This window comes from Planctomycetota bacterium (assembly GCA_039819165.1).
GTDB lineage: Bacteria > Planctomycetota > Phycisphaerae > Phycisphaerales > UBA1924 > JAHCJI01.
Genome location: JBCBSM010000001.1, coordinates 2,100,190 through 2,117,643 on the forward strand (window position 1 = coordinate 2,100,190; position 17,454 = coordinate 2,117,643).

Annotated in this window: 11 protein-coding genes; 1 reads left to right on the forward strand and 10 read right to left on the reverse strand. The window is 71.4% G+C overall.

Annotation, left to right across the window (positions count from 1 at the left end):
• Positions 1-11 precede the first annotated feature (11 nt).
• The 10 genes from murJ to AAFX79_09245 all read right to left on the reverse strand — a co-directional run bounded on the left by murJ (position 12) and on the right by AAFX79_09245 (position 16,012).
• Complete coding sequence (gene murJ, locus AAFX79_09200) at positions 12-1,574, reverse strand: murein biosynthesis integral membrane protein MurJ (GenBank protein ID MEO1008732.1); 1,563 nt, start codon at positions 1,572-1,574, stop codon at positions 12-14.
• Positions 1,571-2,014, reverse strand: coding sequence for a VanZ family protein (locus AAFX79_09205; GenBank protein ID MEO1008733.1), 444 nt, complete (start codon positions 2,012-2,014; stop codon positions 1,571-1,573). The genes murJ and AAFX79_09205 overlap by 4 nt, the downstream gene beginning before the upstream one ends.
• Positions 2,011-3,045: a ParA family protein gene (locus tag AAFX79_09210; GenBank protein ID MEO1008734.1), complete on the reverse strand. Its 1,035-nt coding sequence runs from the start codon at positions 3,043-3,045 to the stop codon at positions 2,011-2,013. The genes AAFX79_09205 and AAFX79_09210 overlap by 4 nt, the downstream gene beginning before the upstream one ends.
• 53 nt (positions 3,046-3,098) lie before the next feature.
• Positions 3,099-4,415 (reverse strand): MraY family glycosyltransferase, encoded by a 1,317-nt coding sequence (locus tag AAFX79_09215; GenBank protein MEO1008735.1) that lies wholly within the window; start codon positions 4,413-4,415, stop codon positions 3,099-3,101.
• Positions 4,412-5,437, reverse strand: a complete 1,026-nt coding sequence (locus tag AAFX79_09220; GenBank protein MEO1008736.1) for an NAD-dependent epimerase/dehydratase family protein — start codon at positions 5,435-5,437, stop codon at positions 4,412-4,414. The genes AAFX79_09215 and AAFX79_09220 overlap by 4 nt, the downstream gene beginning before the upstream one ends.
• Positions 5,438-5,481: 44 nt before the next feature.
• Positions 5,482-7,686 carry a hypothetical protein gene (locus tag AAFX79_09225; GenBank protein MEO1008737.1) on the reverse strand — a complete coding sequence of 735 codons (2,205 nt, stop codon included), beginning with the start codon at positions 7,684-7,686 and terminating at the stop codon, positions 5,482-5,484.
• A gap of 153 nt (positions 7,687-7,839) precedes the next feature.
• On the reverse strand, positions 7,840-12,471 hold the full coding sequence (locus tag AAFX79_09230; protein ID MEO1008738.1) for a tetratricopeptide repeat protein: 4,632 nt from the start codon (positions 12,469-12,471) through the stop codon (positions 7,840-7,842).
• 49 nt (positions 12,472-12,520) lie between these two features.
• On the reverse strand, positions 12,521-13,426 hold the full coding sequence (locus AAFX79_09235; GenBank protein ID MEO1008739.1) for an exosortase-associated EpsI family protein: 906 nt from the start codon (positions 13,424-13,426) through the stop codon (positions 12,521-12,523).
• Positions 13,423-14,394, reverse strand: coding sequence for an exosortase/archaeosortase family protein (locus AAFX79_09240; protein ID MEO1008740.1), 972 nt, complete (start codon positions 14,392-14,394; stop codon positions 13,423-13,425). The genes AAFX79_09235 and AAFX79_09240 overlap by 4 nt, the downstream gene beginning before the upstream one ends.
• Positions 14,395-14,503: 109 nt before the next feature.
• A complete protein-coding gene (locus AAFX79_09245; protein MEO1008741.1) occupies positions 14,504-16,012 on the reverse strand; it encodes a polysaccharide biosynthesis/export family protein in 1,509 nt (502 codons plus the stop codon).
• A 301-nt stretch (positions 16,013-16,313) separates the two neighbouring features.
• Between AAFX79_09245 and lipA the strand changes: the two genes are divergently transcribed.
• Positions 16,314-17,426: a lipoyl synthase gene (lipA, locus tag AAFX79_09250; GenBank protein MEO1008742.1), complete on the forward strand. Its 1,113-nt coding sequence runs from the start codon at positions 16,314-16,316 to the stop codon at positions 17,424-17,426.
• Positions 17,427-17,454: the final 28 nt, after the last annotated feature.

Genomic DNA, 17,454 nt, shown 5'->3' on the forward strand with positions numbered 1-17,454 from the left:
TCGGCCCTGGCTCAGCCGCGAGAGCGAGCCAGCAGACGCCGCAGTTCGCCGTAACCCACCACCCGCGACGCGACGCCGTACGCCGCCACGCCCGCCAGCACGCACGCCGCCAGCCGGCCGAGCCGCACGCCCCAGTCCTCGCCGACCCACAAGAACCGCACCGCCAGCACCGCCGCGATCACAGCGACCAGCGGCACCGCAGCGCGCGACGTCCGCCGCCACGCCTCGCCCGCCACCCGCACGCCGTGCCGCCTGCGAAGCAGCACCGCGAGCACCACCGCCTGCAGCACCGCGGCGATCGCCGTCGCCCACGCAAGCCCGGCCTCCCGCAGCACCCAGATCAGCGACAGGTTGAGCGCGAGGTTGGCCAGCAGCACGCCGACGGCCACCAGCGCCGGCGTCCGCGTATCGCCCAGCGCGTAGAAGCCCCGCGTCAGCACCTGGTTGATCGCGTACGCCCAGACGCACGACGCATAGCCCACGAGCGCCGCCGACGCCCGGCCCACCCCCTCCGCGCTGAACGAGCCCCAGCCCGAGAACAGCACCGCGACCAGGTCGCCCGACACCAGCACCAGCCCCACGCTCGCGGGCAGCGCGATCGCGAGCGTGAGGCACAGCGCGTCGACCGTGGCCGAGCGGAACCTCGCCGCGTCGCCCGCCGCACGGCTGAGCAGCGGCAAAGCCGCGGTGGCCACCGCCACGCCGAAGACGCCTAGCGGGAATTGGTACAGCCGCTGCGCGTAGAACAGCACCGCGTTGGACTGCTCATCGAGCGGGTACGCAACGCCGAACACCACGCCGCCGACCCAGATGGGCCACATCGCAAGCAGCACGTCGACGAGGGCGCTCGCCTGCAGCGTGCCGAGCCCGATCACCGCGGTCGCCCAGCGACCCAGCAGCCGCCGCGCGCTGTCGCCCACGCCCGCGAGGGCGCGCGTCCACCGCACGTGCGGCCGCAGGGCGAGCGCGCTCCACGCGACCTGGATGGCCCCCGAAAGCACCACCGCCCCGCACAGCAGCATCGCAGCCGATTCGAGCGGAGCGCCCTCCCGCAGCGCGTGCGCGCCCGCGGCCCCCAGCACGCACGTGTTGAGCACGATGGGCTGCGCCGCCGGCGGGCCGAAGCGGCCCCGTGCCTGCAGCACACCCGCCATCACCGCCGCGATGCAGATCAGCGGCATGAAGGGCAGCGCCACCATCACCAGCACCAGCGAGAACCGCTGCGTGCCCTCGTCGAGCCGCACAACGACGAGCCACAACGCGGCCTCGGCCAGCACGACCAGGAGCGTCGTCGCGGCCGCGATCACCGCGAGGGTGAACGACGCGAAACGGTCGGCCGCGCGCGGGTCCCGCTCGACGAGCTGCGCGTACTCGGGCACGAAGGCCGCCGCCAGCGCGCCCTCGCCGAACAAGCGGCGGAAGGTGTTGGGCACGGCGAAGGCGGCCGCGAAGGCCGAACCGATCGCGGTATCGCCGAAGAGCCGCGCGGTCACGACGTCGCGGACCAGCCCCGCCACCCGCGATACCAGCGTGAGCGAGGAGACCACCCGCACCGCCCGCGCCAGCGCCGTCACCCCGCTGGCTCCGAGTGGGGCTCCGGGTCGGAATCCGAGCCGGGCTGGACATCGGCGGCGGTGATCCGCGCGAGCGCGTGCGCGGCCACGGCCCCCGCCACCGCCCCGACGGTGTTCGCCACGAGATCCGACAGATCGAACACGCGGTTGAGCCCGGGGATGGCCTGCGTCGCCTCATCGACCCAGGCGTACAGCACACCGACGACGGCCAGAACCCCGAGCGCTCGCACGCGTCGCACCGGACCGATGAAGCCCGACAACCCGAGCAGCAGCGTCCACAGCCCGAAGGCCGCCACATGCACGAGCAGGTCCAGCCGGATGCCCGCGGCCAGCGGCACCGCGACGCCCGGCTTGTGCGTCGCGATGAACAGCACGATGGCGTAGGCGACGAAGGCGATCCGCAGCGGGCGGCGATGCCGCGCCGGATCCCACCGGCTCACGACGCCGGCTGCCGCGGCTCGGCCGGCTGCGTCACGATCTCGGGCGCCGGCACTTCATCGGCTGTGGGCTCGCCTTGCACGACTTCCGATGCCGGCGATTCGACCTCGGGCGGCGCCTCGACCATCGACGGCGACGCTGGCTCGATCAACGCCGCGAAGTGCTTCGCCAGCGCCGCGTAGTCTCGCGCGCCCGCGGCCTGCGGCGAGTATTCGAAGATCGACTGCCCGAAGCTCGGCGCCTCGGCCAGCTTGATGTTGCGACGGATGGGCGGCCACAGCACACGCGCCTCGCTCCACGGCAGGCCCTTGCCCCGCGCATCGGCAAAGAACGCCTCGATGTCGCCCACCACCTCCTGCGTGTGGCTGGCCTGCTGGTCGTACATGCACAGCACCACGCCGGCGACCCGCAGCCCGGGCCTGACCGAGCCCGACACCAGCCGCACCGTCTCCAGCAGCTTGCCCACGCCGTGCAGCGCCAGGAAGTGCGCCTGCATCGGGATGACGACCTCGTCGGCCGCCGCCAGCCCGTTGAGCGTCAGCAGCCCCAGCGACGGCGGACAGTCGACCAGCACGACGTCCAGCGGCGTCGAACGGCCGATCGCCTCGATCGCGCGGGCCAGCCGCTGCAGCCGGCCGTCGGCCTGCGCCAGCTCGGTCTCGATGGCCGCCAGGTCGGTCTCGCTGGGCAGCAGCCGCAGGTTGTCGGCGACCGCCACCGCCGACGCCGATCCGGGATCGAGCAACGCGTCATAGGCCGTCGGCGGCCGATCCCCGTCGTCGCCCTCCGCGGATACGCCCAGGTGCAGCGTGGCGTGCGCCTGGGGGTCCAGGTCCACCAGCAGCACTCGCTGGCCCAGCCGCGCCAGCGCGGCCCCGAGGTTGACGGCCGTGGTGGACTTGCCCACGCCGCCCTTCTGGTTCATCAATGCGAAGACCCGCGGCCCGGGCGATCCTGCGGCCGCATCCGGGCCGTCGTGCGGGCTCGCGTCGGGGGGCGGAGAACTCTGGCTGCCGGATCCGTGGCCGTCCATCCGCCGATTCTATCGGCCGATGCCGCCCGTTCCGCCGAAGAAGACCGCCGCCGCTACGAGGCCGATCGAGAGCGATCCTCGGCCGGCCCGATGGCCAGCGTCGCCTGCTCCTCGAGGTGCCGCCGCCGGCTGACCTTGATCGCCGTCACGCCCAGGTAGCTGATCACCACCAGCGCCAGGGCGTACACCACGCGGGCCCGGCTGAGGCTCAGGGCCACCCCAAGAACCGTGAAGCACCCCGCGATGCCGTACAGCGTGAGCACCGCACCCTTCACGCCGAGCGCCCGCTTGAGCATGTGGTGCAGGTGCTGGTCGTCGGCCTCGCTGATGCTCCGGCCCGCCATCCGCCGCCGCACGATCGCCAGCGTCGCGTCGATGATCGGCACCGCGAACATCATCAGTCCCGCCAGCACCAGGTGGGTCTGGCCGATGTCGCCCAGCGTCAGGATGATCACGATCGTGCAGTAGCCCAGCAGCATCGAGCCGCAATCGCCCAGGAAGATGCTCGCCGGATTGAAATTGTGCGGCAGGAAGCCCATGCACGCGCCCAGCACCGCAAGGCACAGCACCACCCGCTGGGCGTCCCGCGGTCCCTGGTCGATCATCGCCAGCGACAGCGCAACCACGAGCAGCCCCGCGACGGTAATCGTCGTCGTGCCGGTCAGCAGCCCATCGAGCCCGTCGATGAAGTTGGCCGCGTTGCACGCCCCGAGCACGAAGATCGCGATGACGCCCGCCCCCGTCCAGTAGACGACGTCCAGCGGCACCTCGCCCAGCCCGGGCAGCGGGATCATGAACACCAGGTCGCTGGTGGCCAGCAGCCCGCGATCCACCAGGAACTCGCCGATGGGCCGCAGCACGCCCCTCGCCACCTGCACGCCCACGTCATCGATCGCCAGCGCCGCCGCCGCGATGAGCTGCCCGCTGATCTTCAGGCCCGGGCGGATGCCCACGACGTCGTCGAGCAGCCCCACGATCGTGATGATCGCCATGCCCATCAGCACGCTGATGGGCACCACCGCGTGGTACTCGCCGTCGACCATGTGCTCGCTTGGGAACACCTCGGCCAGCGCGCCACCCGCGGTCGCGAAGTAGCTGACCATGGTGCCGCCCATGATGCCCAGGAACACCGCCACGCCGCCCATGTAGGCCACCGGCACACGGTGCACCTTCCGTGGATCGCTCGGGCGATCGATGATCCCGTTGGCGATCGCCAATCGCCGCATGATCGGCGTCGCGATGATCGCGATCGCGAACGCCGCCAGGAACACCCAGATGTAGCGATGGAAGATCCCCAGCCGCGTCGTCGCGAGCGACTCGCCCGCCTCGACAACAACGCCGGCATCGGGCATCGCCGAGGGATCGATCACGACGCCGCCTCCGCGCCGCCCGCGACGTCGGCGAGTGCGTCGGCCACCGCCCGGATGGTCTCGCGCAACCCGAAGGACGGCTCGAAGCCGATGGCCCCACGAATGCGCGAGAGATCGGGCTCCCGCCGCCGCAGATCCTCGAAGCCCGGGCCGTAAGCCTCGTCGTAGGGCACGTGCACGATCGCCGACGGCGACCCCAGCTCATCGATGACCGCCCGCGCCAGATCCTCGATGGAGATCGGACGATCGCTGCCGACGTTGAATATTTGCCCCGCGCACGCCGGCGTGCCGACCAGGTCGACCAGCCCGCGCACCACGTCCCGCACGTCGCAGAAGCAGCGGACCTGCCGGCCGTCGCCGTACACGCGGAGCGGCTCGCCCGCCCGCGCCGCCGCCACGAACCGCGGCAGCACCATGCCGTACCGGCCGATCTGCCGCGGCCCGACCGTGTTGAACAGTCGCGCCACCACCACGGGCAGCCCGCTCTTCTCGTGGTGTGCCAGCGCCAGGAACTCGTCGAGCGCCTTCGAGCACGCGTAGCTCCAACGCGACGCCGTCGTGGGCCCGTAGACCACATCATCGTCCTCGCCGAAGGGCGTCCGCTCGCTCTTGCCGTACACCTCGGAGCTGCTGGCGACCAGCACCCGCGGCGCGGGATGCATGCCGGCGGCGAAGTGCAGCACCGCCGACGTCTGCTCGGTGTTGGTCTCGATGGTCCGCACCGGGTCGGCCACGACGAGCTCGACGCCCACCGCCGCCGCGAGGTGATAGATCTCGTGGAAGAGCCCGGCGCTCGCGCCGTCGGCCCCAAGCCAGTCCTTCAGGTCGGCCTCGGCGAAGGCGATGTCGTCGTGCGCCGCCGGCAGGTTGCCCCGTCGCCCGGTGGACAGGTCATCGACGACGAACACCGAATCGCCCCGCGCCAGCAGCCGCTCGACCAGGTGCGAGCCGACGAAGCCCGCGCCGCCCGTGACGAGCACGCGGCGACGCCGGCCGGACCGGATGCCTGCGGACTCGTCCACCGAGCGTCCCCCGAGTGGGCCCCGAATAGCGCCCACGGATCGGCCTAGCCGGCGGCCTTGACCGCGTAGCTGTGGCTGGCGCGGATGTTGCCGCGAAGGTAGCCGCCGCTGGCGCCCCGAGCCGCGTTGACCAGCACGCCCAGGTACTCGGCGGGCTGCTCGGACAGCTCCCGCGACAGCCGGCCGATCTGGCCCCGCGTCTCGCCAAAGGCCCGCGCGACCAGCATCGTGCAGTCCACGATCTGCGCGAGGGCATACGCGTCGCCCGACACCGCCGCCGGCGCCACGTCCAGGATCACGTAGTCGGCATGCTGGGTCGCCTCCAGCAGCAGCCGCTGCAGCGTGCCGGTGGCCATCGCCTCCATCTGGCTGGCGTCGATCTCGCCCGCGGTGATGATCCGCAGGTTGGGACCGCCGGGCTTCTGCACGACCTCGGCCAGCGGCGTGCCGCCGAGCATCTCGCCCACGCCCGGGCCGACCGGCAGCCCGAACACCTCGTGCAGACGCGGCCGACGCAGGTTCGCATCGATCAGCAGCACACGGTTGTCCGCCGCCGCCAGTGCCTCGGCCAGGTTGCTGGCGATCGTCGTCGAGCCCGAACCCGGCATCGCCGACACCACCGCCAGCGACTTCGAGCCGTCCATCCGCATCCGCTTGATGATGCTCGAACGCACCTGGCGGAAGCTCTCGGCCGTCGACGTCGTCGGCTGCTCGGCGAAGACCCGCTCGGGCTGCACGATCCGCACCGGGTCCTCGCTGGCGTGCGGGATCATGCCCAGCACGCGGACGCTTGGCAGCGCCGAGATGTCCGCCGGGCTCTTGACTCGCTGGTCGATCAACTCGAGCAGGAACACCACGCCGCCCACGAGCGCGACGACGAGCACCACGCCCGCGGGGCCCATGATGTAGATCTTCGGGAAGGCCATCACCGTCGGGATCCGCTCGGACTGGATCACCTCCACGCGAGACGCCGTGCTCAGCTGGCTCGTCGCCTCGACCATCCGCAGATCCTTCTCGAACTCCGCCCGCAGCTCGGCGAGCGACATCAGCTCGTTGGCGAGGTTGGCGAGCTCGTCCTGCGCCAGCACCAGCTCGTTGAGCCGCTGCGTCAGCGCGTCCTGCTTCTCGGCCTGCTGAGCCAGCTGCGCCCGGAATTGGTTCTCGGCGATCCGCAGCTGCGACAGGTTGGCCTGGAAGAGCTCCATGCGGAGGCTCTCTCGCTGCTGATCGAGGTTGCGCTGCAGCGACCCGATGCGATCGTCCATCCGCTGGATGGTCAGGTGGTCCTCGCCGAAGTCCTCCTTCATCGCGTCCCGCTCGATCTCGGTCAGGATGATCTGCTGCCGCAGCCCCGCCACGACCGGGTGCATCTCCACCTGCGCACGAAGCTGGTCGTTGAATTGCAGCCCCTGCGGGTTGCGGAGCTGGGCCTCCATCTCGGCCTTCTGGCTCAGCACCGCCTGCAGGTTGAGCGTGACCTCCTGGATGCTGGTCTGCACCAGCTGCATCGCCTGCTGCTCCTGGCTCAGGCTCACGTTGAGCTGGTCCAGCCGCTTGGTCGTCACGATCTCATCGCGCTGGGCCTCGATGTCGGCCTGCTCGTCCTCGAGGTTGTTGATCGCCCGCTGCAGCGTCTCGCGACGCTCGGTGGTGGTGCGGGCGCCGCGCCGGCGGAGGTCCTGCAGGTAGGTGTCCTTGACCACCGAGGCCAGCGCCGCCACCTCGGCCGCGTCGGTCCAGCTCACCCGCATGCGGATGAGGTCGGTGCCCGCGCTAGGGCGGGCGTTGACGCGGTCCTCCAGGTCGATCGCCGCCGCCGCATAGTCGTACACGCCCCGCGACTCGAACTGATTGATCCAGTCCGGCGCCTCGTTGATCAGCCGCGGATTCTCGACGGCCCGCCGCAGCACGAGCTCGGAGCCCATGATCGACGCCTCAGTCGCCATGAAGCGCTCGAACTCCTCGTCGTCGATGTTGGGGTTGTCGGGGTTAACCTCGGTCTGCGGCGGGAAGCACTTGTAGACCACCGGCGTCGACCAGGTCGGCCGGAACTCCGCGAGCGCGAAGTGGCCCGCCACGCCCAGCACGCCGCCGATGAAGCCCGCGATGACGAGCACGATCTTGTGCTTGCGGATGACCCGCAGCGGATCGACGCCGCCGCCCGGCTTGCCGCCCGCCGCCGATGGCGGCTGGTGGGGCATCGTGCTCGCCGACCCGTTCATGCTCGATGTAGTCGTCACGATTGTCATGTCGTTCTCACGCGGGCCGGCGCCGTGCGCCCCGTCTTCCATACGTCGGTCCGGCACGCGGGCGGATTCGCTCCCGCCGCCGGGTTGCTCGCCGCGACCATCGCGACGCCCTCGCCGCGGGTCCGAGAACCCGCGCCCCCGCCCGCCCGGCGGCTATCCGCCCAGCGCTGCCCGCAGCTCCTCGAGGGGCTGGCGGTAGCTCTCCGCGCGGCCGCCGTACCGCTCCAGCAGCGTTGCCGCCTGCTCGGCGCTCCGCCGCGCCGCGTCGGCCCGCCCCGACGCCAGCTCCCACTGGCCCCGGCGAACGATCGCGAGCACCTCCTCGGGTGTACCCCGCGCACCGATCAGGAGTTCGCCGATGATCGACTCGGCCTCGTCCAGCCGGTCGCAGGCGATGTAGGCGGTCGCCAGCGTGCTCCCGACGATCTGCGGCGGCATGCGGCCCGTGGCCCGGGCCCGCTCCGCCAGAGCGATCGCCTCCTCGCAGTCGTCCATCTCGGTCGCCAGCAGGTACGCCAGGTTGTTGAGCGTCTGCCCGTCCTCGGGGTTCCGCTCGATGACCGTCCGCCAGGCCGCCTCCGCCTCGCTGTACCGCGCGCGGTTGTAGAGGGACGAGCCCAGCATGCCGCCCGCCTGCTGCGCCAGCACGTCGTCGGAGCTGCCGGCAAGCTGCCGCAGCTCGTCGAGGCCCTGCACCTCGGTGGACTCGTCGGCCAGCATCAGCGAGCACAGCCAGACCTCGCCGATGCGGTTGGGCGTCTGCGCCACGCCGACTTGACGCGCGAGCTCCAACCGCGTGGGATGGTCCCGCACTGCGCTGGCCAGCGCATTGAACCACGCCACCACCAGCGACGGATCGTTCCGCACCAAGTTGAACGACTGGCGGGCCTCGGCCACCGCGCGGTCCGACGCACCCTCGTCGATCGACAGCCGCGCCGCCAGCAGCGGCAGCACCCAGCTGCCCTCCACGTTGAGCAGCGGGTCGTTCAGCACCTCGCGGGCCTTGCGGCGAGCCGTCGCCGACCCCTGGTTGCTCAGGTGCTCCACGAACTGGGCGGCGATCTGCGGGTTGCGACGCTTGGCCAGCGCCGCCTCGAACAGCGTCGTCGCCTCGTTGGGCCGCTCCATCTCGGCCATCAGCCGCGCGAACCCCACGATCGAATCCACGTCGCCCGGACGATCCTCGATCGACCGGTTGATCAGGCCCATCGCCTCGGCGACGCGGGCGTTCTCGACCATCGTGCCGACCAGCTGCGTACGCAGCGGCGCGAGCCGTGGGTTGAGCCGCACCGCCTCGGCCACCGCGTCGCCGGCCTCCTCGTAGCGCCGCTGATCCATGGCGATCGCGGCCCGCAGCCGGTACGCATCGGCGAGCGCCGGATTGAGCCGGACCGCCTCGGCCAGGTCCTCCTCGGCGTCGCGGCGGAACTGGGTCTTCTCGGCCTCGGTCAGCTGCTCGTCCGTGAGCACCCGGGCCCAGATCAGCTCGGCCCGCCGGGTGTAGGCCAGCGCCGACGACGGGTGGCGGGCGATGACCTCGTCCAGCCCCCGCCGCGCACCCGGCAGGTCGCCCTGCCGCCGCGCGATGCGGGCGCTCAGCAGGCCGATGACCTCCGACCGGCGATCCTCGTCGGACAGCTGCCCGATCGCGTCGCGGGCTTCATCCAGCCGATCGCTGGTGATGAGCGCCTCGATGCGAGCGCGGCGGAAGACGCCGTCCTCGTCCGCGCCGCCGGCGATCAACCCATCGATGACATCGATGGCCTCGTCGCCGCGGCCCGATACCAGCAGCAGCTGCGCCAGATTCCGCTCCATCGTGCGGGCCTCGTCGTCGAGCGAGGAGTACTCCCGCAGCACGGCGATCGCCCGATCCCGCTGGCCGCGGCTGGACAGGAAGGCCGCGTAGGTCATCGCGTCCTGCTGCGCCAGCGTGCCGGCGTCGCGGCGACGCTGCAGGTAGCCATCGAACACCGCAACGGCGTCGCCCATCCGGCCCTGCTCGGCGTGCCACGCCGCGGCCACCGTGGCCACCTCGAGCGAGTCCTCGCCCGCGGCGAGCTCGTCGATCAGCGCCCGGCCCTTGGCCCACTCGCCCAGCTGCACGTACAGCCGCGCCAGCGCCAGGTTGTTGCGGCGGTCGCCGGCGTCGAGCGATCGCATGTCCTCGCGGCGGAGCATCGCTCGGGTCGAATCGCCGACCTCGGCCTCGAGCACCAGCCACACGTGCACCAGTTCCTCCTGGGCGCCCGCGTTGTCGATGGCCCGCCGCGCGATCTCGAGCGCCCGCACGGGGCGGCCTAGCTCGCGGATGGTCGCCACCGCCGTCCGCGCCACCGCGGCGTCGGTCGGATCGATCCGCAGCGCGTCCTCGTAGGCGGCGACCGCCTCCTCGACCTGCCCGGTGACCGCCAGCAGACGCGCGATCTCCCGCTGGATGCCCGCGCTGGTGATGCCGTCGCTCGCGACGGTCCGCAGCAGGTCGAGCGCCCGCGCGGGCTCGCCCCGCGCCGACAGCAGCCGCGCCTGGAAGATCCGCCCGCCGGCCTGGTCCAGGTCCTGCTCGACGGCCTCCCGCACGAACCGCTCGGCGGCCTGCATGTCGCCCTCGCGGACCGCCCGGTTGAACATCCGCTCGACGACCTGCGGCGACTGCGGCTCGAGCGCGTAGGCCTTGTCCAGCTCGGCATCGGCCTCGGCGACCAAGCCCTCGTTGAGGTAGATGCGATAGATGTTCAGGTGCTTGGACAGCTCGCCGAGCTGCTCGTTCTCGCGGATGAACGCCACGCGGCCGTCCACCGTCCGCGAGGCCTCCAGCGCCCGCTTGCGCCGCAGCAGGCTCTCGTCGCCGGGGAAGCGCGACAGGCCCTCGTCGGCGGCGGCGATCGCCGCATCCAGCCGATCGGCCACCGCGTTCACGTAGATCAGCAGCATGTACAGCCGCGGATCGGCGCCCGCCTGCTCGGCCGTCTGGCGGATCACGGCGATGGCCCGGTCGAACTTGGGCACGCCCCCGCCCCGCGGGTTCATCAGCTGCTCGACGCGGGCGACCGCGTTGTCGATCGGATCGTCGAAGGCGCGAATGCCCATCTTCGCCTGCAGCCGCTCGCGGGTCTGCGTCACGATCTCGGCGTCGGGGGCCAGGCGGAAGGCCTCTTCGGCGGCCTGCAGCGCATCGGCATCCGAGTTCATCTGTTCGTGCAGCTGCGCCAGGGACAGCCACGCGCGGTAGCTGTTGGGACGCTCGTCGATGAAGGCCTCCAGCTGCTCGAGCGCGAGGCCCGGCTGGTTCTGCTCCAGATAGATCAGCGACAGCAGCCGCGACAGCTCCGGATCCGTCGAGCCCGTTGCCCGCTGGAAGCCAATCGCCAGACGCAGCGCCTCGGCCGTCCGCCCGTCGAGGAAGGCGATGCGGGCGTCCAGGAAGTCCAGCTGCGGGAGGCCCTCGCCGAACTTGGCATCGAGCGCCTCGCGCAGCTCGGTCACCCGCTGCCGCGCCGCTTGCCGCGCGGCGTCGCCCTCGGCCTGCTGGGCGAGCTGCACCGCACTCTGCGCGCTCACGATCGCCGCCTGCGTCTTCCGCTGCGAGACGAAGATGCCGTCGAGGCTGATGGGCAGCGGCGGCGTCTCGGCCACCTGCTGGAACAGCCGGATTGCGCGGTCGTGGTCGCCGGATTCCCGAGCCAGCAACCCCTCCACGAAGTTCAGTTCGGCCAGCTCGGTGGCGTCATCGGCCGCACTCGCACGGGCCGCTGCGAGCAGGCGATTGGTCAGCGGCGTCTCGTTGCGGCGGAACGCCACGGTCTCCAGACGCCACAGCAGCTGCGCCTCGTTCCCGCTCAGCTCGCCCGGATCGGCGTTCTCGAGCAACCTGGCGACCACCTGCTCGATCCGCGGCGCGTATTCGGCTGCCAGCAGCTGGTTGGCCTCCCGCTGCTGCTGCGGGTCGCGGATCTCGCGGATCGGCCGGGCTCGCATCTCCATCTCGAGACGCAGGTCCTCGAGGATCGCCCGCGCGTCGCCCGGATGCGCCGCGAGGTAGGCGTCCAGCTCCTGCTGGGCCTGCTCGAAGAGCCGATCGGCCTCCCGACCCCGCCGACGATCGGCGTCGCGGGCCTGGCTCACGATCCACTGCACGCGGCCGAGCAGCGCCTCGGTGTCGTCGGGGTCGACCAGTAGCGCCGCCGCCAGATCGGCCAACGCCTGGTCGCGGAAGTCGCTGTCCGCCTCGCCGCCCGTCACCACCATGTTCAGGTTCGCCAGCCCGCGGTAGCGCCGGAGGCGGTTCCAGTCGGCGGTCGGGTCGTCGGCCTCGGGCGTGGTCGCGAAGTTGCGCAGCGCCACGTCCGTCTCGTCCAGCAGGAAGCGCCAGCTGCTGCCGCCCGCGACGGCCCGGTAGAACAGCAGCCGCTGGTACTGCGTCTCGAGGTAGCTGGCCCACGCGTCGGCGTCGGTCCGCTTGGCCACCGCAAGCTGACGCAGCGCCGGCATGTATTCCTGGAAGAACACGTCGGTGTAGCGCGTCTCGGTGTCGGGCGTCAGCCGCTGGAGCGACTCGATCCACCGCTCGAGGTACACGATGTTGAAGCGGTCCTTGTTGACGGCCTTGGAGAACGCGCGTTCGGCCTCGACGAAGTCGCCCGCCGCGTAGGCGGTCTCCCCCGCGGTGTAGTGATCCTGGGCCGACTTCTGCACCACGAAGTACGCCGCCGCCGCCATGCCGACGAAGATGACGGCGATCACGCCGCACACGATCGCCACGAAGCGGACATTCACCCTGGCTGCCATGACTGCCTCCGCGCGGGGGCGCGCCCCGCCTGCACGCCCGCGGGCGTGGTCAATCGTCGCTCGCGTCTTCGGGCCAGCGGCCCTCGGTGACGTCCCGCCAATCCGGGACGCACAGCATCAGCTCGCCCAGCAGGTCATCGAGCAGGTCCGAGGCCACCTCGGCCAGCTCCGCGGGCGAGTCCACCTGCCCGCTGTTCACCTGCACCTTCAGGTAGTACGAGTAGTCGGTCTTGAGATCGAAGGCCAGCAGCCGCACGCCCTCGGCGCTATCGCGATGCTCGCCGTTGGCGATGAAGAAGTAGCCCGCGTAGAAGTCGCCCCGATCGGGGATCAGGAAGCTGGTGACCCGAAGCGTGATGTCCCGCGGATCCAGCGGCAGCAGCACCCGCTGCCCGGGGCGGTTGGAGTACGCCCCCCGCGCCAGCGGCGTGGTGAACGCGCGACCCTGCATCGACTCGGGTGCGTCGCGCATCGGCAGCCACCGCGAGTCGTCCAGCGTCAGCGTCTCGTAGTACGGCCCCGCGCCGATCTGCAGCCCGCCGCCCACGAAGCACCGCTCGGGGATGTGCGGCACCGTGTCGATCGAGCCCGTGTAGTACGCCACGTGCAGGTCGATCACGCGGGGCTCGGCCCCGTCGGCCGGGTCCTTCTCGCGGTAGGTCCGCGTCACGTAGTTCTCGGTGCCCAGGGTCTGCTCGATCTCCGAGTCCTCGAAGCGATCGGGGCCCACGCGGATCCACCGCGGGGTCTCGGCCGGCAGGTCGACCAGTTCCAGGCCCGTCTGCGGGTAGATGGGCTTCTTCTGCAGGTACAGGCCCAGCGTGCGGATGGTCCATCCAAGGCCAGCGCCCGAAGCCACCAGCACCGAGATCGCCAGCACGCAGGAGACCAGCACGCCCCGCGGCAGGCCCGGACGGCCCCCGCCCACACCGGTGCCCGGATTCGCCTTCGTCATGATGCGGACCCTCCGCTCGCGGCGCTCGCCGCCGCCGGCTCGTCCTCGCGGACCACGCGGTTGAGGATCCACACCAGCCCCAGGAACAGCAGCAGCCCGGGCACCAGCAGCAGCGTGCCGATGATCATGTGGGCCTCGCCCGAGGCCAGCTCCGGATCGACGTAGACCGACAGGAAGCCCAGCACCGCCACGCGGACCATGTTGAGCGCGATCGCCACCGGCACGCTGAGCAGCACCACCGCCGTTCGCTGCCACCACTGCCGGCACTGCGAGAACGCGATGGCCGCTCCCAGCGCCACGAAGGCCACCACCATCCGCATGCCCGAGCACGCCTCGGCCACGTTGAGTGCATGCTCGGTGCCGCTGGCGTCCAGCACGCGGATGATGTTGCCGTCCCGCACCGGGTCGAGCCCGAGCGGATAGCCGAAGACCGTCAGCAGCACGTGCCCGCCCTGCGAGGCGATCAGCTGCAGCTGGAAGGTGATGGCCAGCATCACCCGCTCCGATACCGTCACCGCAAACAGCAGGTAGGCGATCGGCACGATCGCGACACGCATCACCTGCGGGCCCAGCACCAGAAGCACGAAGCCGAACACCGAGAGCACCAGCGCGAAGCCCTGCAGCATGTGCGTCGGCACGCCGACGATGAAGAACACGTAGCACGCGATGCCCAGCAGCAGCGGCAGCAGCCCGGGCCAGAACGGCTGCACGCGGGTCGCCAGCAGCCGCTCGCGACGCTGCCACAGCAGCAGCACCGCGATGGCCGGCACCGCGAACGCATGCCCCCAGTCATCCAGGCGGTTCAGGCTGATCTGGCCCTGCCGGGCGAACCACGTCGAGAAGAGCCACGCGAAGGCCGCCACCGACAGCCCGCCCAGCACCAGAGCCGCCCGGGAGCCGAGCACCGCGAACGCGGCCGACCGGCGATCCACGCCGGCGATTGGTTGTTCGGCCACTGCGCTGCCCACGCCACCCTCCCGGATGCCCCCCGACCCGCGGAAGGACGTGCTACGACCCGCCCGGGCGAGGGTTCTGGTCGAATTTTCCCGTCCCCGCGGCGATGCCGGCGGGCCCGAATCAGAACGCGCTGTCGACCGGCGGCGGGCCGAACACGTCGTTACCAAAGTTGCGGTCCAGCAGGAAGCCGAAGCCGTAGGTCACCCGGAAGCCGTTGCGGAATACCGCCAGCGGGTACGCCCAGATCGACGACCCGACGTTGATGCGATCGTTGGGCTTGATGTAGATATCGGGCTCGGCCCCGTCGTTGATGGCCCGCAGGTTGAGCATGATGGTCGCCTGGCGGTCGCCGTCGAGCATCCGCACCAGCTCCACCCGCTCGGGCACGCCCAGCCCGTTCACCCCGCCGGCGGCGTCGATGGCCCGCATCAGCGTCAGGTTGGGGGCGATGCCGAAGCTGCCCGGCCGGTTGACGAAGCCCGCGATGTAGAACGAGCCCGAGGCCCCCGTCGGCACCCGGATGACGTCGCCCGGCTCGACCACGATGTTGTACCGCATGTCGCCGGCGATCAGCCGCTGCGCCGGGATGCGGATCACCCGCTGCGTGAGCAGCTGGCTGGGCGTCAGGCCGCCGCTGAGGGCGCCGATCGGGCCGGCGACGCCCCGGCCGGCGACGCCGCCGCCGGCGACGCGGATCCACTGCCCGTCGAGGAACATCCACGTGGAGTCCTCGTCCCGCGGCTCGCCGCCGCGCCGCGACGGCTGACCGTCGAACAGCTCGATCGCCGGCTCGCGGGGCTCGTCGGCGGCGGGCTGGCTTCCATCCTGGCGGATCGCCAGGGCCGACGGGCTCGGGTCCTCGCCCCCCAGAAGGTCGTCGATGTCGCCCAGAAGGTCGTCGCCCGTCGGGGCGTCGACCGGATCGCGAACGCCGTCACCGGGGTCCTGGCCGAAGTCAAGCCGCAGCTCGTCGGCCAGCGCGATCTGCCGGATCACCAGGATGTCCTCGGCCGTCTCGCTCACCCAGCCCGACTCGGCCAGCGCATCCAGCATGCGGTAGTCGGCCTTGGGGATGATGTACGTGCCGGGCCCGGGCACCGCGCCGACGACCGAATAGGTCGATTGCCGCGGATTCTGGATGGACACCTGCACCAGGGGCCGGCGGACGTCGCCCTCGTCCTGGGCCGCCTCGGTCAGCCGCTGGCGGATCTCGTCGAGCGTCAGCCCCGCCACGGGCACGTAGCCCAGCTTGTCGATGTAGATCGTGCCCTGGCCGTCCACGACGACGAAGAACTGCGCCGGGGCGCCGGCCACCAGCAGGTCGGTAATCACCACGCCCAGCGAGTCGCCCGGCCCCACGCGGTAGATCCGCGGGCGGGGGATCAGGTCGTCGGGCGTCACCTCGCTCAGTTCGACGAACTCGTCGTCGGGCCCCTCGATGGCCGCGATGCGGTCGAGGATCGGCACCACCGTCGGCGTCCGCTCCCAGCGGCCAACGACGCTCTGGTCCAGGAAGCTGTCGACGCCGCAGCCCGTCGTCGCCAGCAGCGCGGCGGCGGCCAGGGCGGCCAGCCCGCGCAGCGCCGCGCGAGAGCCTCGGGAGAGCGGGCGGGTCTGCTGGTCCGTCATCGCGTGGGCACCCCTTCACCTCGATCCACGCCGCCCAACTCTGCAGCGCGGCGGCTCGCTCCATCGTCCATCGGCCCGGCAACGCTAGAGCCCTGCCGGGGCCTGAGGCCGTACTCCCCCTGCCGCGCGGGGTTCGCGCCCGCTCGGGGGTCTTTCCAGCATCGACACGCCGCGGGGGCGTTCTGAGCCCGATGGCCGCCCAATGGCCAGCCGGCGGGCCGGCCCGGGCGAGCGCAGGATCTGCCCCGGGGCCATCCCCCGCGAATCCGGACCCCCAAGCAGCCGAACCTATTGTCTCCTAATGGCTCCGACGACCTCCGCCAGCCCCACGCCCGACGCCCCGCCCAGCACCGCGGAGGCGCGCATCGACCGTGGGATCGCCCGCCACCCGAGACCCGCGGGCGGCAACCCGCTCCGCCGGGTCGATAAGCCCGTGCTGAGCCTCACCGACCGCGTCCTGAACAACGAGGGGCCCCAGCAGCTCCAGAACAAGCGCAAGCCCAGCTGGCTCAAGGCCAAGCTCCCCGGCGGCCCGGGCTACGAGCGGGTCAAGGCCATCATGGACGAGCACGGGCTGTTCACCGTGTGCCAGGAGGCCGGCTGCCCCAACATGGGCGAGTGCTGGGCCCGCGGCGTGGCCACCATCATGATCCTGGGCGATACCTGCACCCGGGCCTGCGGCTTCTGCAACGTCAAGACCGGCCGCCCGCCCACGCTCGACAAGGACGAGCCCCGCCGCGTGGCCGAGAGCCTCCGCCTGATGCACCAGGAGGCCAAGCTCAAGCACGTGGTCATCACCAGCGTCAACCGCGACGAGCTCCGCGATGGCGGCGCCGGCATCTGGGCCGAGACCATCCTCCGGGGGCGCGAGGCCTGCCCCGGCATGAGCCTCGAGGTGCTCATCCCCGACTTCATGGGCGACTGGGCCGCCCTCCAGATGGTCATCGACGCCAGGCCCCACATCATCAACCACAACCTCGAGTGCGTCCGCCGGATGTACCCCGCCGTCCGCCCGAGCGCCAAGTTCGATCGCTCGCTGGAATTACTCCGCCGCGTGAAGGAGCAGGGCGGCGTCGCCAAGACCGGCATCATGGTCGGCATCGGCGAGAAGGACGAGGAAGTGATCGCCCTCTTCGACGACGTGCTCGAAGGCACCCGGGCCAAGGGCCCCGATGGCACCGAGGACGCCTGCGACATCCTGACGATCGGCCAGTACCTGCAGCCGACCCGCAACCACCTACCCATCGACCGCTGGGTGCACCCCGACACCTTTGCTATGTACAAGGAAGAGGGGCTGAAGCGCGGCTTCAAGGTCGTCGAGAGCGGCCCGCTGGTCCGCTCCAGCTACCACGCCGACCACCAGGCCGACGTGCTCAGCACGATCGAGGTGGAGCGGGGCCGGCGGGCGACTTGATAACATCCAACTAGCGACCACGCTCGTT